This window comes from Pseudomonas sp. NC02 (assembly GCF_002874965.1).
In the GTDB taxonomy this organism is placed as follows: Bacteria; Pseudomonadota; Gammaproteobacteria; order Pseudomonadales; family Pseudomonadaceae; genus Aquipseudomonas.
Window position 1 is genome coordinate 1,846,319 of record NZ_CP025624.1, and the last position, 25,429, is coordinate 1,871,747.

Sequence of the window (25,429 nt, forward strand, 5' to 3'; positions counted from 1 at the left end):
CGAATGTAGTTACGTTACTACCTGCGGTTTTCTTGATCAATCTCAAATGTAGATGCGTTGCTGGCGGTGACGACTTTTTCGACTTGAAAACAAAACGGCCCCGCCAATCTCCACTGGCGGGGCCGTTTTTTTTCATCGCTTTTCCTCACACGGCGTCTGGCGGCTTGTTCCCATGGGACAGTCCGAAACATACGCCGCCAGCAAGTGCACCTTGCCGTTTCCCTTGCGACTTCCTGGTGTTGAGTAAGTAAATCAGGAGAGGTCTACGGGCCGGTGTGGTGGCGTTTTTATACCTGCTTTTTGCGCTGTTAAATAACCTACAACGATTGGTTAGGAAGCTGACGCTTCTGCGATAACAGTTCTTAGGCCCAAACGAGCCTTTGTTTACACAGAATGAAACGTTTGTTGTAGGAACGCTGATCGCGTTATTGCCACGCAGGAAATGCCGACGTTGAGCAAGTCTGGATCAGTGTTCGGCAATGTTTTGTAGCAGCGCGCAGCGTTACCACGATGAAACCTTTGATGAGCAATTGTTGAACGTTATGCCTAGGTCTCTTGCGCAACGATAAATTTATTTTGTTTTGACGTTATTCAAATCGAGGAAACCAATGACCATTCAACGTGCTAATGACACGCATAATGTTGGAGCCGTTCCACCATCGGCTTCGACGCTGCCAGTATCCTCTGGCATCAGCGTAGAGCAATTCAGTAGTTGGAATGATTATCGGGTGGCCGACCGTCTACTCAGAAACTTTGATAAGTATGCCGACCCTGCGCAACCAGACTACATCACCCGCGACTCTCTACGACAGGTTGCGTATGCCTCTGCGCAGAGTGGCTACAGCAGTGACGACATGAATTTTGCCCGTTCGCTGCTGGAAAATCCTGTACTCATGGAGAAACTCGATGGGTACGGAAAGCATAAGCACGATGGCAAAATCGATCGTGAAAGTATCATAACCGTGGGTCAGAATATGGGGTTTCCCCTGGCCACGATGAGTGATAAAGAACTGGCGCAAAAGCTCCTGAATGAATATGACACCTATTACCCGGAGCGCGGTTGGGGTGGAATTGATCGCAGGGAGGGTGTGACTTACGCTTCACTGAAGAACATCGCGGATGGGACGCGTCATGATCGCGGCCCAGATGAAGCGATGGTCGCGCGGGAAATCTTGAGTCGTCCTGAGTTAGTGGCACAGTTAGGACTGACGGATTGGTCTAAATCGGCTGATCGGGGGGCGATCAACGCTGCTATTAAAAGAATGGACCAAGTGCATGAAGAACGGTAACGCCTCGTCCTCGGGGTAAGTTGAGTTCCACCAATGCCCCATTACCAAAGCCCCGCGCAGCATTGGCTGCGCGGGGCTTTTTGGTTTTAATGCTTACTGCTCCTCAGCTGCCTTGTCTCCATGGGACAGGCTGTAAACATAGGCCGCCAGCAAGTGCACCTTGTCATTGCCCTGCAACTGCTCCTGCGCAGGCATCTGGCCTTGACGGCCATAACGGATGGTCTGCTGCAGTTGCGCGAAGCTTGAACCGTAGATGAACGCGCCAGGGTGGGTCAGGTCAGGCGCGCCCATGGCGGGTGTACCTTTACCGGCAGGACCGTGGCACGCCACGCAGTTGGCGGCGAAGAGTTTCTCGCCGTTGGCCACGTCTGCCTTCGCGCCTTCCGGCAATTTGCGGCCGTCGAGGTTGGTCACCACAAAGCCGGCCACATCGGCCACGCCTTGCTCGCCAATGACTTCGGCCCACGCCGGCATCACCGCGTGGCGGCCCTTCATGATGGTTTCCTTGATGGTGGCCGGGTCGCCGCCCCAGCGCCAGTCGGCGTCGGTCAGGTTGGGGAAGCCGTAGGCACCCTTGGCGTCGGAACCGTGGCACACCGAGCAGTTGGAGGCGAACAGGCGGCCACCCATCTTCAAGGCTTGCGGGTCCTTGGCCACTTCTTCGATCGGCATGGCGGCGAACTTGGCGAAGATCGGCCCGAACCGGGCGTCCGACTTGGCCATTTCCTTTTCCCATTCGTGCACGCCGGTCCAGCCGGTCTGGCCATTGGCAAATGGGGTTTGCTTGTCGTTGTCGAGGTAGTTGTAGCCCGGCAGCAGGCCTTTCCAGTTGCCCAGGCCAGGGTACAGCGCCAGGTAACCGAGGGCGAAGATGATGGTGCCGACGAACAGCATGAACCACCATTTGGGCAGCGGGTTGTCGTACTCCTCGATGCCGTCGAACGAGTGGCCGACGGTTTCATCGGTTTGCTCGGCGCGCTGGCCCTTGCGGGTCGACAGCAGCAGCCAGGTCAGGGCGAAAATGGTACCCAGACTGAGGACTGTGACGTACAGACTCCAGAACGTAGTCATTCTTTGTTACTCCTAGACGCTTCCACGACGTGCTTGATGGCTTCGGGATCATCCGCGAAGGGCAGCAACGTCGCGTCTTCAAACTCCGACTTGCGCTTGGGGCTGAACACCCACAAGGCCAGGCCGATAAAGGCCACCATCACGACAACGGTGCCCAGGCCTCGAATCATCCCGATATCCATCCAGATCACCGTTTGCTTTTGATGATGGTGCCAAGGCCTTGCAAGTAGGCCACCAGTGCGTCCATTTCGGTCTTGCCCTTCACGGCCGCTGCCGCGCCGGCGATGTCTTCGTCGGTGTAGGGCACGCCCAGGGTGCGCAAGACTTCCATCTTCTTGGCGGTGTCCTTGCCGTCGAGTTTGTTTTCGACCAGGAACGGGTACGCCGGCATTTTCGATTCGGGCACCACGTTGCGCGGGTTGTACAAGTGCGCACGCTGCCAGTCATCGGAGTAACGACCGCCGACCCGGGCCAGGTCCGGGCCGGTACGCTTGGAACCCCACAGGAATGGGTGGTCCCACACGCTTTCACCGGCGACCGAGTAGTGGCCGTAGCGTTCGGTTTCGGCACGGAACGGGCGGATCATCTGCGAGTGGCAGCCGACACAACCGTTGGCGATGTAGACGTCGCGGCCTTCCAGTTCAAGGGCGGTGCGCGGCTTCATGCCTTCCACCGGCTTGTTGGTCACGTCCTGGAAAAACAGCGGAACGATCTGGGTCAGGCCGCCGATACTCACGGCGATGACCATGAAGAAGGCCAGCAGGCCGATATTCTTCTCGACTACTTCATGCTTCATCAGTGAGCTCCCACAACGGCGATCTTGGTAGCGGCTTCGGCTTCTACAGGGTCGGAGGCACGCACGGTGCGCCACACGTTGTAGGCCATGAACAGCATGCCGCTGGCAAAGATCGCACCGCCCAGGGCGCGCACGATGTAACCCGGATGGCTGGCTTGCAGCCCTTCGACGAAGGAGTAGGTGAGGGTGCCGTCATCGTTGATTGCACGCCACATCAGGCCCTGGGTGATGCCGTTGACCCACATCGAGGCGATGTAGAGCACGGTACCGATGGTGGCCAGCCAGAAGTGGGTGTTGATCAGGCTGACGCTGTGCATCTGCGCACGGCCGAACAGTTTCGGGATCATGTGGTACAGCGCGCCGATGGAAATCATCGCTACCCAACCGAGGGCGCCGGCGTGTACGTGGCCGATGGTCCAGTCGGTGTAGTGGGACAGCGAGTTGACCGTCTTGATGGCCATCATCGGGCCTTCGAAGGTCGACATGCCGTAGAACGCCAGGGAGACCACCAGGAACCGCAGGATCGGGTCGGTGCGCAATTTATGCCAGGCGCCCGACAGGGTCATCATGCCGTTGATCATGCCGCCCCAGCTTGGCGCGAGCAAGATGATCGACATCGCCATGCCCAGGGACTGGGCCCAGTCCGGCAATGCGGTGTAGTGCAGATGGTGCGGACCGGCCCAGATGTACAGGGTGATCAGGGCCCAGAAGTGCACGATGGACAGGCGATAGGAGTAGATCGGACGCTCGGCCTGTTTCGGCACGAAGTAGTACATCATCCCCAGGAAGCCGGTGGTGAGGAAGAAACCTACGGCGTTGTGGCCGTACCACCACTGAATCATTGCGTCCGTCGCACCGGCGTAGGCCGAGTAGGACTTGAAGAAGCTGACCGGCAAGGACGCATGGTTGACGATATGCAACATCGCCGTCACCAGGATAAATGCCCCGTAGAACCAGTTGCCGACATAGATGTGCTTGGTCTTGCGCTTGACGATGGTGCCGAAGAACACCACTGCGTAGGTCACCCAGACAATCGCCAGCAAAATGGCGATCGGCCATTCCAGCTCGGCGTATTCCTTGGTGGTGGTGTAGCCCAGCGGCAGGGTGACGATCGCGCCCACGATGACCGCTTGCCAACCCCAGAAGGTAAAGGCCGCCAGTGCATCGGAAATCAGTCGCGTTTGGCAGGTTCGCTGCACGACGTAGTAAGAAGTGGCAAACAGTGCACATCCACCGAAGGCGAAAATCACCAGGTTGGTGTGCAACGGGCGCAGGCGTCCAAATGTCGTCCATGGCAGGCCAAAATTCAACTCTGGCCAAACCAGTTGCGAGGCAATGAAAACGCCGAGCCCCATGCCAAGGATCCCCCAGACCACCGTCATGATGGCGAACTGGCGGACTACCTTATAGTTATAAGCAGTCGGACTGATTGCTGTGCTCATTCTAAGGTTCCACGGTTTAGTTTTTTTATAGGGTAAAAATCGGTCGCAAGTATGGAGAAAGCAAGATTCCATTGCAACGCAAGGTGACCTGCGTCAATGCGTTCCAAACCAGATTCTGCGCCCTTTCCATGTTTGGCGTAAGGACAAAATTCAGGGTTAAAAGCTGACGACTTGGACAGGATTTTAAACGGGTCGAAGGTACTTGTAACTGAGTGTGTGTAAACAAGCAGCTCGAGTGACGAATGGCCAGTGGCACGACAGCCGGTAGGTACCAGCCTTTGCGCCTGTCATCGAGCAGAAATGTTTCAACCCATCGAGTGCAAGTCGGCCGTCGACCGGCCAATGCCAGTCCACTGTGCAAACAAGCGTAGACCCGAATGGCAGGAGGGGAAAGTCAGCGATCGGAAGGGTGCGACAATGGGTCGCAAAAAAGCCGCGCCTGAATCAGGCGCGGCTTTTGGGTGGTGCAGGATTACTCGGGTTGGCTGTCAGGCGTTGCGCCATCGGCATTGTGGGACAGGCTGTAAACATAGGCGGCCAGCAGGTGCACCTTGTCATTGCCTTGCAGTACTTCCTGCGCAGGCATCTGGCCCTGGCGGCCGTGGCGAATGGTCTGCTGCAACTGCGCCAGGCTGGTGCCGTAGATAAAGCCACCTGGCTGCGTCAGGTTCGGCGCGCCCATGGCTTCCACGCCATGGCCTTCCGGCCCGTGGCAGGCGACACAGGTGGTGCTGAATGCCACTTGGCCCGCGGCGACATCCGCGGTGCTGTCCGCCGGCAGCGGCAGGCCTGCCAATTCATGGCGCACATAGGCTGCGACGTTCTTCACACCGTCCTCACCCAGCACTTCACCCCAGGCCGGCATCGCGGCATGACGGCCATTCATGATGGTCATCTTGATTGCATCCGCCGAACCGCCCCAGCGCCAGATGTTGTCTGCAAGGTTCGGGAAGCCGTAGGCGCCCTTGGCGTCCGAGCCATGGCACACCGCGCAGTTGGAGGCGAACAGGCGGCCGCCCATTTTCAGCGCCTGTGGGTCCTTGGCGACTTCTTCCACCGGCATGGCCGCGAATTTGGCGAAGATCGGCCCGAATTTGGCGTCGGCCTTGGCCATCTCCTTGTCCCATTCCTTGGTCTGGGTCCAGCCATCTTCATAGCCCGGCAATACGCCTTTCCAGTTGCCCAGGCCCGGGTAGAGGATCAGGTAGCCGACGGCAAACACCAGGGTGCCGGCGAACAGCATGAACCACCATTGCGGCAGCGGGTTGTCGTACTCCTCGATCCCGTCGAAGGCGTGGCCCATGGTCTGGTCCACGCTGCCCTTGGTCTCGCCCTTGCGGGTGCCGATCAACAGCCAGGTCAGGCCGATCAGGCTGCCGAGGGTCAGTACACAGATCCATGTACTCCAGAAGGTAGTCATGGCCGATTGCTCCTTGTTGCAGGCTCTTCTTGAGCGTCGGGGGTTGGCGGTAGCGGTTCATCGGCAAACGGCAGCAGGCACGCCTCGGCGAACTCTGCGTTGCGCCGGGAGTTGAACACCCACAGCGACAGGCCGATGAAGGCGATGGCCACGACCAGCGTGCCAAGCCCGCGGATGGTTCCAGCATCGAATTCAAATCCCATGGCTCACCTCTTGCTCTTGATGGCAGTGCCGAGCACTTGCAGGTACGAAACCAGCGCGTCCATCTCGGTCTTGCCCTTGAGGGAGGCCACGGCACCGGCGATGTCGTCGTCGGTGTACGGCACGCCGAGGGTGCGCATCACCTTGAGCTTGGTCTCGGTGTGGCTGCTGTCGACCGGGGCGGTGACCAGCCATGGGTACGCCGGCATCTTCGATTCCGGTACCACGTTGCGCGGGTTGTACAAGTGCGCGCGGTGCCAGTCGTCCGAGTAGCGCGCGCCGACGCGGGCCAGGTCCGGCCCGGTACGCTTGGAGCCCCACAGGAACGGGTGATCCCACACGCTTTCACCGGCCACCGAGTAGTGGCCATAACGCTCTGTTTCGGCGCGGAACGGGCGGATCATCTGCGAATGGCACTGTACGCAGCCTTCGCGGATATAGATGTCGCGACCTTCCAGTTGCAGCGCGGTGTAGGGCTTCATGCCTTCCACCGGCTTGTTGGTCACATCCTGGAAGAACAGCGGCACAATCTGGGTCAGGCCGCCGATACTCACGGCGAGCACCATCAGCAGCATCAGCAGGCCGACGTTCTTTTCAATGGTTTCGTGTTTCATCATCGACTCCTCAGGCCATCTGCGCCGCAGCGGCGACTTCGGCGGGTTGTGCCGAACGCACAGTGCGCCAAGTGTTGTAAGCCATCAGGAACATGCCGCTGAGGAAGATCGCCCCGCCCACCAGTCGCACGATGAAGCCTGGGTGGCTGGCCACCAGGGTTTCGACGAAGGAGTAGGTCAAGGTGCCGTCTTCGTTGACCGCACGCCACATCAGGCCCTGGGCGATGCCGTTGACCCACATCGAGGCGATGTAGAGCACGGTGCCGATGGTGGCCAGCCAGAAGTGCGCGTTGATCAGGCCGAGGCTGTACATCTGCTCGCGACCGAAGATTTTCGGGATCATGTGATACAGCGCGCCGATGGAGATCATCGCTACCCAACCCAGCGCCCCGGCGTGTACGTGGCCGATGGTCCAGTCGGTGTAGTGGGAGAGGGCATTGACCGTCTTGATCGCCATCATCGGCCCTTCGAAGGTCGACATGCCGTAGAAGGCCAGGGAAACCACCAGGAATCGCAGGATCGGGTCGCTGCGCAACTTATGCCAGGCGCCCGACAGGGTCATCATCCCGTTGATCATCCCGCCCCAGCTCGGTGCCAGCAGTACCAGCGACATCACCATGCCCAGGGACTGTGCCCAGTCCGGCAGCGCGGTGTAGTGCAAGTGGTGCGGGCCGGCCCAGATGTACAGGGTGATCAGGGCCCAGAAGTGCACGATGGACAGGCGATAGGAATACACCGGACGTTCGGCCTGTTTCGGCACGAAGTAGTACATCATCCCGAGGAAGCCGGCGGTGAGGAAAAAGCCTACCGCGTTATGCCCGTACCACCACTGCACCATGGCATCCGTCGCACCGCCGTACAGCGAGTAGGACTTGGTCAGGCTGACCGGGATTTCCAGGTTGTTGACGATATGCAGGATGGCCACAGTGATGATGAACGCACCGAAGAACCAGTTACCGACGTAGATATGCTTGGTGTTGCGCTTCATCACCGTGCCGAAGAACACGATGGCATAGGCCACCCAGACGATGGTGATCAGGATGTCGATCGGCCATTCCAGCTCGGCGTATTCCTTGGAGCTGGTGTAGCCCAGCGGCAAGGTGATCGCGGCCAGCACAATCACCAGCTGCCAGCCCCAGAAGCAGAACTGCGCGATCTTTGGCGCGAACAATTGGGTCTGGCAGGTGCGTTGCACCGAGTAGAAGGAGCTGGCAAACAGCGCGCAACCGCCAAAGGCAAAGATCACCGCGTTGGTGTGCAGCGGGCGCAAGCGGCCGAAACTGGTCCAGGGCAAATTGAAGTTGAGTTCGGGCCATACCAACTGGGCAGCGAGAAAAACCCCGAGCCCCATGCCGACGATGCCCCACACCACCGTCATAATGGCGAATTGGCGGACCACCTTGTAGTTATAGGCGGTACTTAAAGTAGTGTTCATGGTTCCCCATCCACGGTTCAACCCAAGCAAATGCGGCACTTGGGCTGGAGTTATAGGCAGACTAAAAAGCGAGGCAAGCATGGGCAAAGAGCACAAGGCCAGTATTGACGGGGATCAATGGGCGCAGTGTGTGCGGGAACGCGGCTGGTTGTGGAATGCCGCGACAGGGTCTATCGCGCGTACGCCCGCGACGCTGATCCTGGCCCACGGCGCGGGCGCGCCGATGGACTCGGGCTTCATGAGCGACATGGCTGCACGCCTTGCGGGGCATGGCGTGAACGTATTGCGCTTCGAGTTTCCGTACATGGCCCAGCGCCGTGTGGATGGCGGTAAACGTCCGCCGAACCCGGCGCCGAAGCTGCTGGAATGCTGGCGTGAGGTGTATGCCGAGGTGCGACGTCATGTCGCTGGGAAACTGGCGGTGGGCGGCAAGTCGATGGGCGGGCGGATGGCCAGTCTATTGGCGGATGAATTGGGCGCGGACGCGCTGGTGTGCCTGGGTTATCCGTTCTATGCGGTGGGCAAACCGGAGAAACCCCGGACCGAGCATCTGGCCGGACTGAAGACGCCGACGTTGATTGTGCAGGGCGAGCGGGATGCGTTGGGCAATCGGGCGGCGGTGGAAGGGTATGTGTTGTCGCCGAGCATCGAGGTGATGTGGCTGGTGGCGGGGGATCATGATTTGAAGCCGTTGAAGGCTTCGGGGTTTAGTCATGAGCAGCATCTGGAGGCTGCGGCGGTGAAGGTGGCCGGGTTTCTCGGCGCCTGATAGGGCCCTTTCGCGAGCAAGCCCGCTCCCACATTTGAAATGCATTCCAAATGTGGGAGCGGGCTTGCTCGCGAAAGCGGTTTACCGGTTAAAGCGTTCTACCAGCGAGTACTGGGTATTGGCGGTATGCGTCAGCTCTTCACTCAACTGCGCCGAATTCAACGCCTGTTCCGACGTCTGGTCCGCCAGCAGCGCAATGGTGCTGATGTTACGGCTGATCTCTTCCGCCACCGAGCTCTGCTCTTCGGTCGCCGCCGCAATCTGCGCCGTCATATCAGTGATGTGCGCCACCGCCTCGCTGATCCCGATCAGCGCCTGATCCGCTTCCATCACCCGTGCCACACCTTCTTCCGCCTGGCGATGCCCGGCGTCCATGGTTTGTACGGCCGCGCTGGCGGTCTGTTGCAGCTTGGCGATCAGCGCATGAATCTGCCCGGTGGACTCGCTGGTGCGCTGGGCCAGTTGCCGCACTTCGTCGGCCACCACCGCAAAGCCGCGACCCATCTCCCCGGCACGGGCCGCTTCGATGGCCGCGTTCAGCGCCAGCAGGTTGGTCTGGTCGGCGATGCCTTTGATCACATCCACCACGCCACCGATTTCGTCACTGTCCTTGGCCAGTTGGGTCACGGTCACGCCGGTCTCGCCCACGGCCACCGACAGGCGCTGAATCGCCTCGCGGGTTTCGCCGGCGATATCACGGCCACGCCCGGTCAGGCGATTGGCTTCCTGGGTGGCATCGGCGGTGCGTTGCACATGGCTGGCGACTTCCTGAGTCGTCGCGGCCATCTGGTTGACCGCGGTGGCCACCTGTTCGGTTTCCACGCGCTGGCGTTCAAGACCGCTGGAGCTGTTATGCGCCAGGGTATTGGACTGCGCCGCCTGGGAGTTGAGGTGTTCAGCCGTGTCCTGCAAACGGGTAAGGCACGTCTTCAGGCGCGCCTCCTGGCTGAGGATCGACATTTCCAGGCGCGCCTGGGCGCCGCGGCTGTCGGTGTACATCTGCGCGATCAGCGGGTCTGAGGTGGTCTGTTCGGCCAGGCGCAGCAAGCGCTTGAGCCCGCGTTGTTGCCAGCTCAGGCCCAACAGGCCCAGCGGTACCGACAGCGCCGCTGCCAGGGCAAAGCCCCAGTGGGAATTGAGCCAGACGCCAATCAGGAAGCTCAACTGGCTGACCAGGATAAACGGCAGCCAGTCCTGCAACACCGGCAGCCACTTGTCGCGGCGCGGGATGGCCGGCTTGCCCTGGTTGATGCGCTGGTAAAGCGCTTCGGCACGGCGGATCTGCTCGGCGGTGGGCTTGACCCGCACCGACTCGTAGCCGATCACCTGGTTGCCGTCGAAGACCGGTGTCACATAGGCGTTGACCCAATAGTGATCACCGCTCTTGCAGCGGTTCTTGACGATGCCCATCCATGGCAAGCCTTGTTTGAGCGTGGACCACATGTGTGCGAACACTGCCGCCGGCACATCCGGATGACGAACCAGGTTGTGCGGGGCACGCAGCAGTTCGTCATGGGAAAACCCACTGATCTCGACGAAGGCGTCGTTGCAGTAGGTGATCACGCCTTTGGCATCCGTGGTGGAGATCAACCGTTGCTGAGCGGGGAAGGTACGTTCGCGCTGGGTAACGGGTTGGTTATTACGCATGATTGTTCAATCCGCAAGGCTTTGACAGGTTGTCGACCGTCGCGGGGTTTTATTTAACTTATTTTTTGCAACAATCGGCGCAGCCTCAGCCCGCCAGCATCGGATAGGTAAACAACCCGAAATGCAGCAGGTTCAGCCCGAAGTGCGTAACGATCGCCGCGCCCAATCCGCCAAAGCGATACGCCAGGCCGTAGCCCAGGCCTGCGATGGTCGCCAGCAGGGTCCACTGCCAGCCTGCGCCCAGGTGTACCAGGCCGAACAACAGGGCGGCCAACAGCAGGGCGAGGTTTTCACCATAGGGCAATTGCTTGAACCGTCGGCTCAGGCCGCCCTGGATATAACCGCGGAACAGCGCTTCCTCCACCAGGGTCACCAGCAGCAGGTTATTCAACACCCACAGCCAGGCCTGCTCCGGCCACTTCGGGGCCCAACTGATGACGCCCAGCAACGCAGCGCCGCCCAGGGCGGCAATCGCCGTCAGTGTCAACGCCAGGGCGGTGGCGTAGATCGACAGGCGCAGGGACCGGCGCGCAACAATCCACGGGCAGGCCAGCAGCAGCCAGAAGCCAATCAACGGTTTGTCCTGGTTCAGGTACATCGAGAAAGGCACGGCGTCGTCCGTAAAGCGCTGCGGGGCGATCCCGCGACCGTTGTAGAACCCGGGCAGCCAATGCATCGCCAGCCCCAGCGCCAGCACGATAAACAGCCCGTGGCCCAGATAGCGTACCCACGGGTTTCGCTGTTGCCGCACGGCAAACCCGGCCAACAGCAGCATGGCGACGGAAAGCGCCGCCATTAACCCCAATTGCCCGTAGCTCAAGGCAAGTACATAGCCGATGGAAAGAAGCGCCAGGTACAGCCATGGCAATGCAAGCATGGGGAATCCTTGTGACAGTCAAAATCTGAGGGCGGCAGTATACCGAGCGTCACCGACGGTAAAAATGAAAACACCGCCAGGGAAGGCGGTGTTTTGGGTAGCGCGTGTCAGTTACGAGGCAATCAACTGCCGCAACACGTAGTGCAGGATCCCGCCGGCCTTGAAGTACTCGACCTCATTGAGGGTGTCGATGCGGCACAGCACTTCGACCTTCTCGCTGCTGCCATCCTCACGGGTGATCACCAGCGTCAGGTTCATGCGTGGCTCGATCTCGGCGTGGGTCAGCCCGAGGATGTCGATCTTCTCCTTGCCGGTCAGCTTGAGTGCCTTGCGGTTCTGGTCCAGCTTGAACTGCAGGGGCAGCACGCCCATGCCCACCAGGTTGGAACGGTGAATCCGCTCGAAACTCTCGGCGATCACCGCCTTGACCCCCAGCAGGTTGGTGCCCTTGGCCGCCCAGTCACGGCTTGAGCCGGTGCCGTATTCCTGGCCGGCGATCACCACCAGCGGGGTGCCCGAGGCCTGGTATTTCATGGCGGCGTCATAGATCGGCATTTTCTCGCCGGTAGGGATGTAGATCGTGTTGCCGCCTTCCTCACCGCCGAGCATTTCGTTGCGGATGCGGATGTTGGCGAAGGTGCCGCGCATCATCACTTCATGGTTGCCGCGGCGCGAGCCGTAGGAGTTGAAGTCCCGCGGTTCGACGCCTTGCTCGCGCAGGTATTTGCCGGCCGGGCTGTCGGTCTTGATGTTGCCGGCAGGGGAGATGTGGTCGGTGGTCACCGAGTCCCCCAGCAATGCCAGCACGTTGGCGCCCTTGACGTCTTCGATCACCGGCAGCGGGCCGCCGATGTCGTCGAAGAACGGTGGGTGCTGGATGTAGGTGGAATCCTTCTGCCACACGTAGGTTGCAGCCTGCGGCACTTCAATGGCCTGCCACTGTTCATCACCGGCAAACACCTCGGCGTATTCCTTGTGGAACATCCCGGTGCTGACTTGTGCAACGGCGTCGGCGATTTCCTTGCTGCTGGGCCAGATGTCCCGCAGGTACACCGGTTTTCCGTCAGAGCCGGTGCCCAGTGGTTCGCTGCTGATGTCCATGCGCACGGTGCCGGCCAGGGCATAGGCCACCACGAGGGGCGGGGAGGCCAGCCAGTTGGTTTTCACCAGGGGGTGCACCCGGCCTTCGAAGTTACGGTTGCCCGAGAGCACCGAGGCCACGGCCAGGTCGGCTTTCTGGATAGCTTTTTCGATCGGCTCGGGCAGCGGCCCGGAGTTGCCGATACAGGTGGTGCAGCCATAACCCACCAGGTCGAAGCCCAGCTTGTCGAGGTATTGGGTCAAGCCTGCCGCTTTGTAGTAATCAGTCACGACTTTGGAGCCCGGCGCCAGGGAGGTTTTCACCCAGGGCTTGCTCTTCAGTCCTTTCTCCACGGCCTTTTTCGCCACCAGTCCCGCCGCCATCATCACGCTCGGGTTGGAGGTGTTGGTGCAGGAGGTAATGGCCGCGATCACCACCGCGCCGTTTTTCAGGCGATAGGTCTGGCCTTCGAAGTCGTAGTCGGCTTCACCGATCAGGTCGGCGTTGCCCACCGCAACACCGCCGCCGCCTTCGCTTTCCAGGCGGCCTTCTTCCTTGTTGGTGGGCTTGAATTGCAGGTCGAGGAAATCGCTGAAGGCCTGGCCGACGTTAGGCAGCGAGACACGGTCTTGCGGACGTTTCGGCCCGGCCAGGCTGGCTTCGACGCTGGCCATGTCCAGCGCCAGGCTGTCGGTAAAGATCGGCTCCTGACCTGCATTGCGCCACAGGCCCTGGGCCTTGGTGTAGGCCTCCACCAGTTTGACGGTTTCTGCAGGACGGCCCGACAGGCGCAGGTAGTCCAGGGTTACTTCATCCACCGGGAAGAAGCCACAGGTGGCGCCGTACTCCGGGGCCATGTTGGCGATGGTGGCGCGGTCGGCCAGTGGCAGATCTGCCAGGCCGTCGCCATAGAATTCGACGAATTTGCCGACCACGCCCTTTTTACGCAGCATCTGGGTGACGGTCAGCACCAGGTCAGTGGCGGTGATGCCTTCTTTCAGCTTGCCGGTGAGTTTGAAGCCGATCACTTCCGGGATCAGCATCGAAACGGGCTGCCCGAGCATCGCGGCTTCCGCTTCAATCCCGCCCACACCCCAGCCCAATACGCCGAGGCCGTTGATCATGGTGGTGTGGGAGTCGGTGCCGACCAGGGTGTCGGGGAAGGCATAGGTGCGGCCGTCTTCATCCTTGGTCCACACGGTGCGGCCGAGGTATTCCAGGTTGACCTGGTGACAGATGCCGGTGCCCGGTGGCACTACGCTGAAGTTGTCGAAGGCGCTCTGGCCCCAGCGCAGGAAGGCGTAGCGTTCGCCGTTGCGCTGCATTTCAATGTCGACGTTTTCCTGGAAGGCGCCGGTGTTGGCGAACTTGTCGACCATCACCGAGTGGTCGATCACCAGGTCCACCGGTGACAGCGGGTTGATGCGTTGCGGGTCACCGCCGGCCTTGGCCACGGCGGCGCGCATGGCGGCCAGGTCGACCACGGCGGGCACGCCGGTAAAGTCTTGCATCAGCACCCGGGCGGGGCGGTACTGGATCTCGCGGTCGGAGCGGCGCTCCTTGAGCCAGGCGGCAATGGCCTTGAGGTCGGCTCCGGTGACGGTCTTTTCGTCTTCCCAGCGCAGCAGGTTTTCCAGCAGCACCTTGAGGGACATCGGCAGCTTGTCCAGATCACCCAGGCTCTTGGCGGCTTCGGGCAGGCTGAAGTAGTGATAGGTCTTGTCGTCGATCTGTAAGGTTTTAAGGGTTCTCAGACTATCAAGGGATGACATTACATGACTCCTTATGGTCCGCACGGCTACGGACCTGACGGGACGAACAGAGCTTACAAATTAGCCCTGTTTTAAGTAGCTGGCTAATTACTGGACTCTATCAATAAGTCCAAGGTTCCGAACTCGGCTATCATGCGCGCGTTTTCATGACAGGCATTGCGCTATAGCAAGCCCGTGATCCAGGAGAGTTGATGAACACCCTTTTTATGCACTGCCGCCCGGGTTTTGAAGGCGAAGTCTGTTCCGAGATCGCGGAACACGCCGCACGCCTGAACGTTTCGGGCTATGCCAAGGCCAAGACCGGCAGCGCCTGCGCCGAATTTGTCTGCACCGAAGAAGACGGCGCCCAGCGCCTGATGCGCGGCCAACGCTTTGCCGAGCTGATCTTCCCGAGGCAGTGGGCGCGCGGGGTGTTCATCGACTTGCCGGAAACCGACCGTATCAGCGTGATCCTCGCGCACCTGCGGGATTTCCCGGTGTGCGGCAGCCTGTGGCTGGAAATGGTCGACACCAATGACGGCAAGGAGCTGTCGAACTTCTGCAAGAAATTCGAAGTTCACTTGCGCAAGGCGCTGATGGCCGCCGGCAAACTGGTGGAAGACGCCAGCAAGCCGCGCCTGCTGTTGACCTTCAAGAGCGGCCGCGAAGTGTTCATGGGCCTGGCCGAGTCAAACAACTCGGCCATGTGGCCGATGGGCATCCCGCGCCTCAAATTCCCGCGGGACGCGCCAAGCCGCTCGACCTTGAAGCTGGAAGAGGCCTGGCACCACTTTATCCCCCGTGATCAGTGGGACGAGCGCCTGCACAGCGACATGACCGGCGTCGACCTCGGCGCAGCGCCTGGCGGCTGGACCTGGCAACTGGTCAACCGCGGCATGCTGGTGACCGCCATCGACAACGGCCCGATGGCCGAAAGCCTGATGGATACCGGGCTGGTGCAGCACTTGATGGCCGACGGCTTTATCTACACCCCCAAGCAGCCGGTGGACTGGATGGTCTGCGACATCGTCGAGAAACCGGCGCGCAATGCGGCCCTGTTGGAAACCTGGATCGGCGAGGGACATTGCCGCGAAGCAGTGGTCAACCTGAAGTTGCCGATGAAGCAGCGTTATGCCGAAGTGAAGCGCCTGCTTGAACGCATCGCGGAAGGCTTCAAGGAACGTGGCATCCGGGTGGAGATCGGCTGCAAGCAGCTGTACCACGACCGTGAAGAAGTGACCTGCCATTTGCGCCGGTTGGATGTGAAGAAGCCAAAGGCCCGGTAAACGCTGCTCAATGTAGGAGCGAGCTTGCTCGCGAAAAAACCGAGGGCGCCGCTGGCTACCTGGCGCCCCGCGTTACCGTTAAAATGCCGGCCTGTTTAGGAGTAAACCATGAGCCTGACCCCTGATTTACCCGTCGATGCCGTCCTCGACGCCACCGGCCTCAACTGCCCGGAGCCAGTGATGATGCTGCACCAGCACATCCGCGACCTGGCGCCCGGAGGCTTGCTCAAGGTAATCGCGACCGATCCGTCGACCCGTCGCGACATCCCCAAGTTCTGCGTGTTTCTCGACCATGAACTGGTGGACCAGCAGGAGCAGGCCGGTACCTACCTATACTGGATCCGCAAGAAATCGGCTTAAGCCCGGCGAATCCGCTTGCGTGCGCTGCGCACCAGGCGGATCACCAGCATCGCCGCGGCACAGCTCAGGCCCACGATCAGCCCCTGCCACAAGCCGCTCGGGCCGCGGGCGTCGCCCAGCCACTCGGTCAGCCCCAGCGCGTAGCCCACCGGCAAGCCCACGCCCCAATACGCAAACAACGTCAGCACCATGGTCACCCGAGTGTCCTGGTAACCACGTAGTGCGCCGGCGGCCGTGACCTGGATCGCGTCCGAGAACTGAAACAGCGCCGCAAACACAATCAGCATCGCCGCCACCTGGATCACCAGCGGATCCTGGGTGTAGATGGTGGCGATCTGTTCGCGAAACAGCAGCATCAGGCTGCAGGACAGGCAGGCATACACCAGCGCCGTGCCCATTCCGACACCTGCGGCAAAGCGCGCCTCACGGGGTTCGCCACGGCCCAGGGCCTGGCCCACGCGCACGGTGACCGCCATGCTCAGGGAGTAGGGGATCATGAACACCAGCGAGCTGAAGTTCAGCGCGATCTGGTGTCCGGCCACCACCGTGGCACCGAGGCTGCCGATCAGCAGCGCGATCACCGCAAAAATGCTCGACTCGGCAAACACCGCGATCCCGATGGGCAAGCCAATGCTCAACACACGCTTGATCACCGACCATTGCGGCCAGTCAAAGCGCTTGAACAGCTCGCTGCTCTGATACACCGGTGCCCAGCGGGTCCAGGCGGCCAGGCCAAGCATCATCACCCACATCACGATCGCCGTGGCCCAGCCACAACCGATGCCGCCCATGGCCGGCACGCCGAAGTGGCCGTAGATAAACACATAGTTCAGCGGAATATTCAGCGCCAGCCCGCACAGGCCCATGACCATGCTCGGCCGCGTTCGGCCCAGCCCGTCGCTGAAGCAGCGCAGCACGTAATACAACGCAATGGCCGGCATGCCCGAGGCGATGCCGTGCAGGTAGCCCATGCACGGCTTGATCAGCTCGGGATCGACCTTCATCACATGCAGGATCGGTTCGGCACTGATCAGCAACAGCAGCGCGGTAATCCCCACCACCAGCGCCAGCCACATCGACTGGCGCACCAGCGGGCCGATTTCACCGTGGGTGCCGGCGCCGAAGCGTTGGGCGACTTTCGGCGTGGTGGCCAGCAGGGTGCCGGTCATCAGCAGGTACACCGGGATCCAGATGGAGTTGCCCAGGGCGACTGCCGCCAGGTCCCGGGAACTCACACGCCCGGCCATCACGGCATCGACAAAGCCCATGGCGGTGGTCGCCAGTTGCCCGATCATGATCGGCAGGGCCAGGGCCAGCAGATTGCGCACTTCAAGGCTGACGCGGGCGGGGCGGGAGAGGGCGGTGGTGGTTGTGGCAGTGTTCACGTACGGATGTCCGATAGGGGGAGCGCAGGACGGCGCATTCTACGCCTTGACGTGTTGGTCAGGAAAAAACCTGTGTTGTGGATTTGTAAACACATCCCCGCGCATATATAGCGTTTTGTGGTGAGGGCGCTTGCTGTGGTGAGGGAGCTTGCTGTGGCGAGGGAGCTTGCTCCCGCTGGGCTGCGCAGCAGCCCCATAACGGGCAACCGATGTGTACCTGAAAAAACACGGTGCTGCATTTGGGAGCGCTGCGCACTCCAGCGGGAGCAAGCTCCCTCGCCACAAGGAAAACCGCTGTACACTGCTGATCCGCGAAAGGAGCCTGCCATGCTGATTGTTGCCGACGAAAATATCCCGCTGCTCGATGCATTCTTCGAAGGATTCGGCGAGATTCGCCGGGTTCCGGGCCGGTCCATCGACCGCGCGACGATCGAGCAGGCCGATGTGCTGCTGGTGCGTTCGGTGACCAACGTCAACCGGGCCTTGCTCGAAGGCACGCCGGTGCGGTTTGTCGGCACCTGCACCATCGGCACTGATCACCTCGACCTCGATTACTTCCAGCGCGCCGGCATCCAATGGTCCAGCGCCCCCGGCTGCAATGCCCGTGGCGTGGTCGACTATGTACTGGGCAGCCTGCTGACCCTGGCCGAGGTCGAAGGCGCCGACCTGGCCCAGCGCACCTACGGTGTGGTGGGTGCCGGTGAAGTCGGCGGGCGTCTGGTCAAGGTGCTCAAGGCGTTGGGCTGGAACGTGCTGGTGTGCGACCCGCCCCGGCAGATCGCCGAGGACGGTGATTACGTCAGCCTGGAGCAGATCGTCGAGCAGTGCGATGTGATCAGTCTGCACACGCCGCTGAACAAATCCGGCAACGGCTCCACCTGGCACTTGTTCGACCGCGAGCGCCTCAACCAGCTCAAGCCCGGTGCCTGGCTGATCAACGCCAGCCGCGGCCCGGTGGTGGACAACGCCGCCCTCAAGGAGGTGCTGCTGGCGCGCGAAGACCTGCAGGCCGTGCTGGATGTGTGGGAAGGCGAGCCGCAGGTGGACGTCGACCTGGCCGACCTGTGTGTGCTGGCCACCCCGCATATCGCCGGCTACAGCCTGGACGGCAAGCAGCGCGGCACGGCGCAGATCTATCAGGCGTTTTGCCGGCATCTTGGTCAGGACCCGACGATTCAATTGAGCGACTTGCTGCCGGAGCCGTGGCTGGCCGAAGTCAGCCTCAATGCCAATACCGATCCGGCCTGGGCCTTGGCGACCCTGTGCCGCAGCGTGTACGACCCGCGCCGTGATGACGCGGATTTCCGCCGCAGCCTGGTAGGCACAGTGGATGAGCAGCGCAAGGCCTTCGACCTATTGCGCAAGCACTACCCCGAGCGGCGTGAGATTGACGGCTTGAAAGTGCGGATCAACGGCGAGTCTGCCGCCTTGTCGAGCATCGTGGCAGCATTGGGCGCACAGGCAATCTGAAGGCATAAAAAACCCGGCCATCAAGGCCGGGTTTAAGAGAGCGTGGGCGAATCAGCCTCGCTTGGCAGGCTTGACCAATTTCTGTTCCAGTTCGGCGCACGCGCTCTGGATCATTTCTTCGGTGATTTGCACTTCGCGGCCCTGAGCGTCGATGTACGAGCAAGGCAATTGCTGCGGTTGGCGGATCACTTGAATTTTGGCGTTGCTGCTGTTTTGCAAGGACATGGCCCGTCTCCCCATCAGGTTGTGTACCTACTTTAAAACCCCCGCGTGACCGCGTTGTTACAACTCCTTGCGCGGCCCGCAGATCGAATGCCCAGTCCAGCAGAAACCGATACAAATTTCCAGCCGGTCCTTAGACCGATAGCCTCTAGGGCCTAGGTTCGGTGAGCATAATTAACCTGACTCATTGTGATTCGCTCAAGTTCCCCCCATGTAGCTATGCAGGTTCCCGTCTCCAACCTTCAGGTGAAACCCTCCATGCTCTCAGCCCGTCAACGCCGCGCGATTCGCCTGGCCAGTCGCTTCGTCGCTCCCTACCGCTGGCAGGCCCTGGGCGCCTTGTTGGCGCTGATCGTCACCGCCGGCATTACCTTGTCCATGGGCCAGGGTATTCGCCTGCTGGTGGACCAGGGGTTCATGACCCAGTCGCCGCACCTGCTCAACCAATCCATCGGTCTGTTCATGATCCTGGTGCTGGGCCTGGCGGTGGGCACCTTTGCGCGATTTTACCTGGTGTCGTGGATCGGCGAGCGGGTGGTGGCGGACATCCGGCGGCAGGTGTTCAACCACTTGATCTACCTGCATCCGGGCTTCTACGAAAACAACCGCAGCTCGGAAATCCAGTCCCGGCTGACCACCGACACCACCTTGCTGCAATCGGTGATCGGCTCCTCGCTGTCGCTGTTCCTGCGCAACGCCTTGATGGTGATCGGCGGGATCGTGCTGCTGTTTGTCACCAACCCCAAGCTCACCAGCATCGTCGTGATAGCGCTGCCACTGGTGCTGGCGCCGATCCTGATCTTCGGCCGCCGGGTGCGCAGCCTGTCGCGCCAGAGCCAGGATCGCATCGCCGATGTCGGCAGCTATGTGTCCGAGACCCTCGGCCAGATCAAGACCGTGCAGGCCTACAACCACCAGGTCCAGGACGAACAGCGCTTCGCGCTGACGGTGGAAGAGGCCTTCACCACCGCCCGCAAACGCATCGTGCAGCGCGCCTGGCTGATTACCCTGGTGATCATGCTGGTGCTGGGCGCCGTGGGCGTGATGCTCTGGGTCGGCGGCATGGACGTGATCGGCGGGCGCATTTCCGGTGGTGAGCTGGCGGCGTTCGTGTTCTACAGCCTGATCGTCGGCAGTGCCGTCGGTACCTTGAGTGAAGTGTTGGGCGAGTTGCAGCGCGCCGCCGGTGCGGCGGAGCGGATTGGCGAATTGCTGCAGTCGAGCAATGAGATCAAGGCGCCCGAAGCCAACGTGATCAAGTTGCCGGAGCGGGTCAGTGGCCGCCTGGAAATCCAGGATTTGCGCTTCTCTTATCCTTCGCGTCCGGATCGTTTTGCCATCGACGGCTTGAGCCTGAGCATCAATGCTGGCGAAACCCTGGCCCTGGTCGGTCCGTCCGGCGCGGGTAAATCGACGATGTTCGATCTGTTGCTGCGTTTCTACGATCCCCAGCAAGGCCGCATCCTGCTTGAAGGCCACCCGCTGACCGAGCTGGATCCGCTGGACCTGCGCCGCTGTTTCGCCCTGGTGTCCCAGAGCCCGGCGCTGTTCTTTGGCACTGTCGAAGAGAACATCCGCTACGGCAATCCGTCGGCCACCTTTGCCCAGGTCGAGGAGGCGGCGCGCATCGCCCACGCCCACGACTTCATTTTGCAAATGCCCGACGGCTACCAGACCCACCTGGGCGACGGCGGCATGGGCCTTTCGGGCGGCCAGCGCCAACGCCTGGCCATCGCCCGGGCCTTGTTGGTGGATGCACCGATCCTGCTGCTGGACGAAGCCACCAGCGCGCTGGACGCCCAGAGCGAACACCTGATCCAGCAGGCGCTGCCGCAGTTGATGGAAGGGCGCACCACCCTGGTCATCGCCCACCGGCTGGCCACGGTGAAGAATGCCGACCGGATTGCCGTGATGGACCAGGGCAAGCTGGTGGCGGTGGGGACGCATCAGCAACTGATCGCCAGCAATCCGCTGTATGCACGGCTGGCGGCGTTGCAGTTCAGTGATGGTGAGTCGACCACCCACTGATTCACCGCCCACAAAAAATGCCCGCATCTCTCAATGCGGGCATTTTTTATGGGACGCGTTACTCACTGATCATCAAAATACCGCTCATGCCAATCCACCAGCGGCTGCGGTGCATTGAGCTTCTGCCCGTAGATCACCGAATAAGACAGCACGTTCTGCACATACTGGCGGGTTTCGTCGAACGGGATGCTTTCCACCCACACATCGAAACTCAGGTGATCGGCGCCGCGCAGCCATTGGCGTACACGGCCCGGGCCGGCGTTGTAGGCAGCGGTGGCGAGCACGCGGTTGCCGTTGAACTGGGCGTGGACCTGGCTCAGGTAGGCGGCGCCGAGCTGGATGTTCTTGTCCGGGTCGAGCACCTGCTGCTGCGAAGCCAGCGGGATGCTGAACTTTCGCGCAGTCTCCTTGGCGGTACCGGGCATCAGTTGCATCAGGCCGGTGGCGCCGACGCCGGAGCGCGCGTCGTCCATGAAGGCGCTTTCCTGGCGGGTGATCGCAAATACCCAGCTGGAATGCACGCCGCGGACCTTGGCTTCGCGCACCAGGGTGTCGCGGTGGGCCATCGGGAAGCGGATGTCCAGGTCGTCCCAGTACTGCGCCTGGCTGATGGTGCGGATCGCCGGGAAGTACCACTTCATGTCATAGGCCAGCTTGGCCTGGGCGACCATTTCGTCGCGGTTGAAATGCCGGCTGACGTGGTACCACTCGCGGCGGCCATCAACGATCTGGCCACGGGCGTAGAACTCCAGGGCGCGGCGCACGCCCGGTGTGTTGCGTACCTTGTTCATCAGCGCCTGGCTCATCACCAGTGGCTTGTTGTTCAGTTGGTACGGGGACTGGGAGCGATCCGCCGCCAGGAAACCGTAAAAGTCTCGTTCCTTGGCCAGGCCCTTGTACATCACCAGGGCTTGCGGGTTCTTCGGCTCTGCCAGTTCCAGGCTGCGGGCCTGCCAGTAGCGCCAGCGGTTGGTGGTGGCCAAATCCTGGGGCAGCTTGCGGGTCAACTGGTAGGCGTCTTCCCAGCGGGCCAGGCGCAACAGCAGGCGCAGGCGCCATTCGGAAACGGTGTTGTCCCGCAGTTCCGGATCGTATTTGGTCATCACGTCGAGGGCGCGCGGGTCGTAGCGACGCGCCAGGGTCAGGCCGATTTCCCGGGCGATCGACACTTTTTCGTCACGAGAGAAGTGCATGCTGCTGGCATAACCGTCGAGCAGGGCCATGGCCTTGTCCGGGTCCTGGCGTGCCAGGCGGCGCAGGCCCAGGCCTACGGCGTCGGACATGGCCTCGTTGGCCGGCAGGAAGCGCGATGGGTCGCTCAGCATGTCGGGCTTCTGCGCCACGTCCACCATCAGGCGGCCCTGGGCGCCGAGGGTCGGCAGGGTCTTCACCAGGCTGTTGGCCAGCGGATAGTTGCGGGCTTCGGCGGCCAGCTTGGCGCGGTCCCAGATCTTCTGTTCGGTCAGTTGGCCGTCGGCGGCCCACTGGCCAAAGGTGGCATCACAGGCAGCAGGCTGGGATTTACCGGTCAGCCACAGCTTCTCGGTGGTTTTATAGCCTTCGGCTTTTTGGTTGTGGGTCAGCTGGAATTGGCCATGGAGGCAGTCCAGTTCGACGAAATTGAGTTTGGCGTCGTAGTACTTTTCAAAGGTTTGCCAGTCGCCACGGTCGGCCAGCCAGCGCAACCAGCGCAGTTTCATCCAGTTGGCCTGGGGCAGGTCGCCGTTCTTGGCGAGGAATTGTTCGATCTCCTCGTTGCTGGCGGTTTTCAGTCGCGCGGTCAGCTCGTCGTAGGCGAGGTACGGCGTCAACGGGTAGTCGGCCAGGGCCTGGCTGTATTGGAAATACGGGCCGCTGTCGCCTTTGGCGAGGGCTCGTTTGGCTTCATCGTAATATTGACGTTGGGTGGTGAGGTCCACGGCCTGGGCAGATTGAACGGCGGTGGCAGAAAGAAGCAGACAAGATAAAAAGCTGAAAAGGCGACTGCGCATGAGACGTCCGTGCAGAGGAATCTGGACTAGTGCCGACGTCGCCGACACTGATTGCCCCTAGCTTAGCCTTTTGCCCGCAACCGGTGAAAGCTTTGCCGGTCGCTTCGTTCAAGTTCATCTGAAATGTCCAACAGAACGTGTCAGCGGCGAAAATGCCGGCCGCCTCGAGCCCTAAGTCAGGTAGAATGCGCGCCCAGTTTTTGGAGAAGCGTATGACCCTGCTCAAATTCAGCGATGTGTCCCTTGCTTTCGGCGCTATGCCGTTGTTGGACAAGGTGTCCTGGCAGATCGCCCGTGGTGAGCGGGTGTGCATCATCGGCCGCAACGGCACCGGCAAGTCCAGCATGATGAAGCTGGTAAAAGGCGACCAGAAGCCCGATGACGGCTCTGTCTGGCGCGCCCCGGGCCTCAAGATTGGCGAATTGCCGCAAGAATTGCCGGTGGCCGACGGACGGACAGTGTTCGACGTGGTTGCCGAAGGCCTCGACGGCGTGGGCGCACTGCTCGCCGAATACCATCACCTGGCGCAGAACTGCGTCACCGAAGCCGACCTGGACAAGCTGATGCACGTCCAGCAAGACCTCGAAGCCCGCGACGGCTGGCGCTTGCAGCAATTGGTCGACAGCACCCTGAGCCGCCTGCAACTGCCCGCCGACAAGACCCTCGCCGAATTGTCCGGCGGCTGGCGTCGCCGCGTCCTGCTGGCCCAGGCCCTGGTTTCCGAACCGGATCTGTTGCTGCTCGACGAACCGACCAACCACCTGGACATCGGCGCAATCGCCTGGCTTGAAGAAGCCCTCAAGGATTTCCAGGGCGCCGTGCTGTTCATCACGCACGACCGTTCCTTCCTGCAGAACCTGGCAACCCGCATCCTCGAACTGGACCGTGGCGGCCTGATCGACTGGAACGGCGACTACGCCAGTTTCCTGGTGCACAAGGAAGCCGCGCTGTCTGCGGAAGAAACCGCCAATGCCCTGTTCGATAAGAAGCTGGCCCAGGAAGAAGTCTGGATCCGCCAGGGCATCAAGGCCCGCCGCACCCGTAACGAAGGCCGCGTACGTGCCCTGAAAGCCCTGCGTGTCGAGCGCAGCGAGCGCCGTGAACGCACCGGCAAGGCCAATATCCAGCTGGACACCGCCGACAAGTCGGGCAAGCAAGTGATGGTGCTGGAAAACGTCAGCTTCCATCACCCGGACGGCCCGTTCCTGATCAAGGACTTCTCCATGGTCCTGCAGCGCGGCGACCGTATCGGCCTGCTCGGCGCCAACGGTACCGGCAAGACCACCTTGCTCAAGCTGATGCTCAACGGCCTGCAACCCACCAGCGGTACCGTGGAAGAGGGCACGCGCATCGACGTGGCCTACTTCGACCAGTTGCGCCACCAGTTGGACCTGGAAAAAACCGTGATCGACAACGTCGCCGAAGGTCGCGACTTTATCGACATCGACGGCCAGAGCCGCCACGTGCTGAGCTACCTGGGCGACTTCCTGTTCAGCCCGCAGCGTGCACGTACGCCGGTCAAGGCCTTGTCCGGTGGTGAGCGTGCGCGCCTGCTGCTGGCCAAGTTGTTCAGCAAGCCAGCCAACCTGCTGGTACTCGACGAACCGACCAACGACCTCGACGTGGAAACCCTGGAACTGCTGGAAGAGGTCCTGCTGACCTTCAACGGCACCGTGCTGATGGTCAGTCACGACCGGGCATTCCTCGATAACGTGGTCACCAGCACCCTGGTCTTCGAAGGTGAAGGCAAGGTGCGTGAATACGTCGGTGGTTACCAGGACTGGCTGCGCCAGGGCGGCTCGCCGCGCCTGCTGGGCGTGACCGAGAGCAAGTCCGGCAAGGCTGACTTGACCTCGGCCGTGGTTGCTCCAGTGGCTGCTGCTCCGGCACCAGCCCAGGAAGCACCTGCTGCGAAGAAGAAGCTCAGCTACAAGCTGCAACGTGAGCTGGAAGCACTGCCGGGTGATATCGACGCCAAGGAACAGCAGATTGCTGCCGTTGAAGCTGAAATGGCTGACGCGGGTTTCTACCTGCGTCCAGCTGCAGAAACCGCCAAGGTGATTGCATCCCTCGAGCAGCTTAACAGCGAGCTTGAAGCCCTGGTTGAACGCTGGGCCGAGCTGGATGCCTGAGTGATTCAAGCGCAATAAAAAACCCGGCGCTCATTTGTATGAGCGCCGGGTTTTTTGTATGAAACGCGGTTCAGATGTGGGAGCGGGCTTGCTCGCGAATGCGGTGTGTCAGTCCATATATTTATCGACTGATCCACCGCTTTCGCGAGCAAGCCCGCTCCC

General features: G+C 61.2%; 21 protein-coding genes. 7 read left to right on the top strand and 14 right to left on the bottom strand.

What is annotated here, in order from left to right; all coding sequences use genetic code 11:
- Positions 1-608 precede the first annotated feature (608 nt).
- Positions 609-1,289: a hypothetical protein gene (locus C0058_RS08620; protein WP_023659084.1), complete on the top strand. Its 681-nt coding sequence runs from the start codon at positions 609-611 to the stop codon at positions 1,287-1,289.
- Positions 1,290-1,382: 93 nt separating this feature from the next.
- On the opposite strand, the gene ccoP (C0058_RS08625) is transcribed toward C0058_RS08620, so the two are convergent.
- The 8 genes from ccoP (C0058_RS08625) to ccoN (C0058_RS08660) all read right to left on the bottom strand — a co-directional run bounded on the left by ccoP (C0058_RS08625) (position 1,383) and on the right by ccoN (C0058_RS08660) (position 8,268).
- The gene (gene ccoP, locus C0058_RS08625; protein ID WP_003219020.1) at positions 1,383-2,360 is read right to left on the bottom strand and encodes a cytochrome-c oxidase, cbb3-type subunit III; all 978 of its coding nucleotides are present in this window, start codon (positions 2,358-2,360) and stop codon (positions 1,383-1,385) included.
- Positions 2,357-2,542 carry a CcoQ/FixQ family Cbb3-type cytochrome c oxidase assembly chaperone gene (locus tag C0058_RS08630; protein WP_008437575.1) on the bottom strand — a complete coding sequence of 62 codons (186 nt, stop codon included), beginning with the start codon at positions 2,540-2,542 and terminating at the stop codon, positions 2,357-2,359. The genes ccoP (C0058_RS08625) and C0058_RS08630 overlap by 4 nt, the downstream gene beginning before the upstream one ends.
- A 5-nt stretch (positions 2,543-2,547) precedes the next feature.
- Complete coding sequence (gene ccoO / locus C0058_RS08635; RefSeq protein WP_003193167.1) at positions 2,548-3,156, bottom strand: cytochrome-c oxidase, cbb3-type subunit II; 609 nt, start codon at positions 3,154-3,156, stop codon at positions 2,548-2,550.
- Entirely contained in the window at positions 3,156-4,598 is a 1,443-nt protein-coding gene (gene ccoN, locus C0058_RS08640; RefSeq protein ID WP_003219015.1) for a cytochrome-c oxidase, cbb3-type subunit I, read from the bottom strand. Before ccoN (C0058_RS08640) ends, ccoO (C0058_RS08635) begins: the two co-directional genes overlap by 1 nt.
- A gap of 472 nt (positions 4,599-5,070) precedes the next feature.
- Positions 5,071-6,018 (bottom strand): cytochrome-c oxidase, cbb3-type subunit III, encoded by a 948-nt coding sequence (gene ccoP / locus C0058_RS08645; RefSeq protein WP_003219014.1) that lies wholly within the window; start codon positions 6,016-6,018, stop codon positions 5,071-5,073.
- The gene (locus C0058_RS08650; RefSeq protein WP_003219012.1) at positions 6,015-6,221 is read right to left on the bottom strand and encodes a cbb3-type cytochrome c oxidase subunit 3; all 207 of its coding nucleotides are present in this window, start codon (positions 6,219-6,221) and stop codon (positions 6,015-6,017) included. Before C0058_RS08650 ends, ccoP (C0058_RS08645) begins: the two co-directional genes overlap by 4 nt.
- 3 nt (positions 6,222-6,224) lie before the next feature.
- A complete protein-coding gene (gene ccoO, locus C0058_RS08655; protein WP_003219010.1) occupies positions 6,225-6,833 on the bottom strand; it encodes a cytochrome-c oxidase, cbb3-type subunit II in 609 nt (202 codons plus the stop codon).
- A 10-nt stretch (positions 6,834-6,843) separates the two neighbouring features.
- Positions 6,844-8,268: a cytochrome-c oxidase, cbb3-type subunit I gene (ccoN, locus tag C0058_RS08660; RefSeq protein ID WP_003219009.1), complete on the bottom strand. Its 1,425-nt coding sequence runs from the start codon at positions 8,266-8,268 to the stop codon at positions 6,844-6,846.
- A 79-nt stretch (positions 8,269-8,347) separates the two neighbouring features.
- Between ccoN (C0058_RS08660) and C0058_RS08665 the strand changes: the two genes are divergently transcribed.
- Complete coding sequence (locus C0058_RS08665; protein WP_102368384.1) at positions 8,348-9,037, top strand: alpha/beta family hydrolase; 690 nt, start codon at positions 8,348-8,350, stop codon at positions 9,035-9,037.
- Between the two features lie 81 nt (positions 9,038-9,118).
- Here the strand turns inward: C0058_RS08665 and C0058_RS08670 are convergent, their stop codons facing one another.
- From C0058_RS08670 to acnA, 3 genes are all read right to left on the bottom strand, one after another.
- Complete coding sequence (locus C0058_RS08670) at positions 9,119-10,684, bottom strand: PAS domain-containing methyl-accepting chemotaxis protein (protein ID WP_003219005.1); 1,566 nt, start codon at positions 10,682-10,684, stop codon at positions 9,119-9,121.
- Between the two features lie 85 nt (positions 10,685-10,769).
- A complete protein-coding gene (locus C0058_RS08675; protein WP_003219003.1) occupies positions 10,770-11,561 on the bottom strand; it encodes a CPBP family intramembrane glutamic endopeptidase in 792 nt (263 codons plus the stop codon).
- Between the two features lie 111 nt (positions 11,562-11,672).
- Positions 11,673-14,414 (bottom strand): aconitate hydratase AcnA, encoded by a 2,742-nt coding sequence (acnA, locus tag C0058_RS08680; RefSeq protein WP_102368385.1) that lies wholly within the window; start codon positions 14,412-14,414, stop codon positions 11,673-11,675.
- Between the two features lie 191 nt (positions 14,415-14,605).
- Here acnA and rlmM point away from each other — a divergent pair, with 191 nt between their 5' ends.
- Together rlmM and tusA are read left to right on the top strand one after the other, a co-directional pair.
- Positions 14,606-15,679, top strand: a complete 1,074-nt coding sequence (gene rlmM / locus C0058_RS08685; protein WP_003219000.1) for a 23S rRNA (cytidine(2498)-2'-O)-methyltransferase RlmM — start codon at positions 14,606-14,608, stop codon at positions 15,677-15,679.
- 108 nt (positions 15,680-15,787) lie between these two features.
- On the top strand, positions 15,788-16,039 hold the full coding sequence (gene tusA, locus C0058_RS08690; protein ID WP_003218998.1) for a sulfurtransferase TusA: 252 nt from the start codon (positions 15,788-15,790) through the stop codon (positions 16,037-16,039).
- On the opposite strand, the gene C0058_RS08695 is transcribed toward tusA, so the two are convergent.
- The gene (locus C0058_RS08695) at positions 16,036-17,424 is read right to left on the bottom strand and encodes an MATE family efflux transporter (protein ID WP_102368386.1); all 1,389 of its coding nucleotides are present in this window, start codon (positions 17,422-17,424) and stop codon (positions 16,036-16,038) included. The genes tusA and C0058_RS08695 overlap by 4 nt on opposite strands.
- 327 nt (positions 17,425-17,751) lie before the next feature.
- On the opposite strand from C0058_RS08695, the gene pdxB reads away from it, so the two are divergent.
- Positions 17,752-18,894 (top strand): 4-phosphoerythronate dehydrogenase PdxB, encoded by a 1,143-nt coding sequence (gene pdxB / locus C0058_RS08700; protein WP_102368387.1) that lies wholly within the window; start codon positions 17,752-17,754, stop codon positions 18,892-18,894.
- Between the two features lie 51 nt (positions 18,895-18,945).
- On the opposite strand, the gene C0058_RS32760 is transcribed toward pdxB, so the two are convergent.
- Positions 18,946-19,119 carry a PA1571 family protein gene (locus tag C0058_RS32760; RefSeq protein WP_003218992.1) on the bottom strand — a complete coding sequence of 58 codons (174 nt, stop codon included), beginning with the start codon at positions 19,117-19,119 and terminating at the stop codon, positions 18,946-18,948.
- Positions 19,120-19,335: 216 nt separating this feature from the next.
- Here C0058_RS32760 and C0058_RS08705 point away from each other — a divergent pair, with 216 nt between their 5' ends.
- Positions 19,336-21,144 carry an ABC transporter transmembrane domain-containing protein gene (locus C0058_RS08705; RefSeq protein ID WP_168197501.1) on the top strand — a complete coding sequence of 603 codons (1,809 nt, stop codon included), beginning with the start codon at positions 19,336-19,338 and terminating at the stop codon, positions 21,142-21,144.
- A 62-nt stretch (positions 21,145-21,206) separates the two neighbouring features.
- Here C0058_RS08705 and C0058_RS08710 read toward each other — a convergent pair whose 3' ends face one another.
- On the bottom strand, positions 21,207-23,135 hold the full coding sequence (locus tag C0058_RS08710) for a transglycosylase SLT domain-containing protein (RefSeq protein ID WP_076017232.1): 1,929 nt from the start codon (positions 23,133-23,135) through the stop codon (positions 21,207-21,209).
- Between the two features lie 212 nt (positions 23,136-23,347).
- Between C0058_RS08710 and C0058_RS08715 the strand changes: the two genes are divergently transcribed.
- A complete protein-coding gene (locus C0058_RS08715) occupies positions 23,348-25,267 on the top strand; it encodes an ATP-binding cassette domain-containing protein (RefSeq protein WP_003218986.1) in 1,920 nt (639 codons plus the stop codon).
- Positions 25,268-25,429 lie beyond the last annotated feature (162 nt).

Excerpts from the sequence above, each read along its gene's own strand:
- C0058_RS08620 (WP_023659084.1), top strand. The coding sequence starts at position 609 with ATGACCATTCAACGTGCTAATGACACGCATAATGTTGGAGCCGTTCCA.
- ccoP (WP_003219020.1), bottom strand. The coding sequence starts at position 2,360 with ATGACTACGTTCTGGAGTCTGTACGTCACAGTCCTCAGTCTGGGTACC.
- C0058_RS08630 (WP_008437575.1), bottom strand. The coding sequence starts at position 2,542 with ATGGATATCGGGATGATTCGAGGCCTGGGCACCGTTGTCGTGATGGTG.
- ccoO (WP_003193167.1), bottom strand. The coding sequence starts at position 3,156 with ATGAAGCATGAAGTAGTCGAGAAGAATATCGGCCTGCTGGCCTTCTTC.
- ccoN (WP_003219015.1), bottom strand. The coding sequence starts at position 4,598 with ATGAGCACAGCAATCAGTCCGACTGCTTATAACTATAAGGTAGTCCGC.
- ccoP (WP_003219014.1), bottom strand. The coding sequence starts at position 6,018 with ATGACTACCTTCTGGAGTACATGGATCTGTGTACTGACCCTCGGCAGC.
- C0058_RS08650 (WP_003219012.1), bottom strand. The coding sequence starts at position 6,221 with ATGGGATTTGAATTCGATGCTGGAACCATCCGCGGGCTTGGCACGCTG.
- ccoO (WP_003219010.1), bottom strand. The coding sequence starts at position 6,833 with ATGAAACACGAAACCATTGAAAAGAACGTCGGCCTGCTGATGCTGCTG.
- ccoN (WP_003219009.1), bottom strand. The coding sequence starts at position 8,268 with ATGAACACTACTTTAAGTACCGCCTATAACTACAAGGTGGTCCGCCAA.
- C0058_RS08665 (WP_102368384.1), top strand. The coding sequence starts at position 8,348 with ATGGGCAAAGAGCACAAGGCCAGTATTGACGGGGATCAATGGGCGCAG.
- C0058_RS08670 (WP_003219005.1), bottom strand. The coding sequence starts at position 10,684 with ATGCGTAATAACCAACCCGTTACCCAGCGCGAACGTACCTTCCCCGCT.
- C0058_RS08675 (WP_003219003.1), bottom strand. The coding sequence starts at position 11,561 with ATGCTTGCATTGCCATGGCTGTACCTGGCGCTTCTTTCCATCGGCTAT.
- acnA (WP_102368385.1), bottom strand. The coding sequence starts at position 14,414 with ATGTCATCCCTTGATAGTCTGAGAACCCTTAAAACCTTACAGATCGAC.
- rlmM (WP_003219000.1), top strand. The coding sequence starts at position 14,606 with ATGAACACCCTTTTTATGCACTGCCGCCCGGGTTTTGAAGGCGAAGTC.
- tusA (WP_003218998.1), top strand. The coding sequence starts at position 15,788 with ATGAGCCTGACCCCTGATTTACCCGTCGATGCCGTCCTCGACGCCACC.
- pdxB (WP_102368387.1), top strand. The coding sequence starts at position 17,752 with ATGCTGATTGTTGCCGACGAAAATATCCCGCTGCTCGATGCATTCTTC.
- C0058_RS32760 (WP_003218992.1), bottom strand. The coding sequence starts at position 19,119 with ATGTCCTTGCAAAACAGCAGCAACGCCAAAATTCAAGTGATCCGCCAA.
- C0058_RS08705 (WP_168197501.1), top strand. The coding sequence starts at position 19,336 with ATGCAGGTTCCCGTCTCCAACCTTCAGGTGAAACCCTCCATGCTCTCA.
- C0058_RS08710 (WP_076017232.1), bottom strand. The coding sequence starts at position 23,135 with ATGCGCAGTCGCCTTTTCAGCTTTTTATCTTGTCTGCTTCTTTCTGCC.
- C0058_RS08715 (WP_003218986.1), top strand. The coding sequence starts at position 23,348 with ATGACCCTGCTCAAATTCAGCGATGTGTCCCTTGCTTTCGGCGCTATG.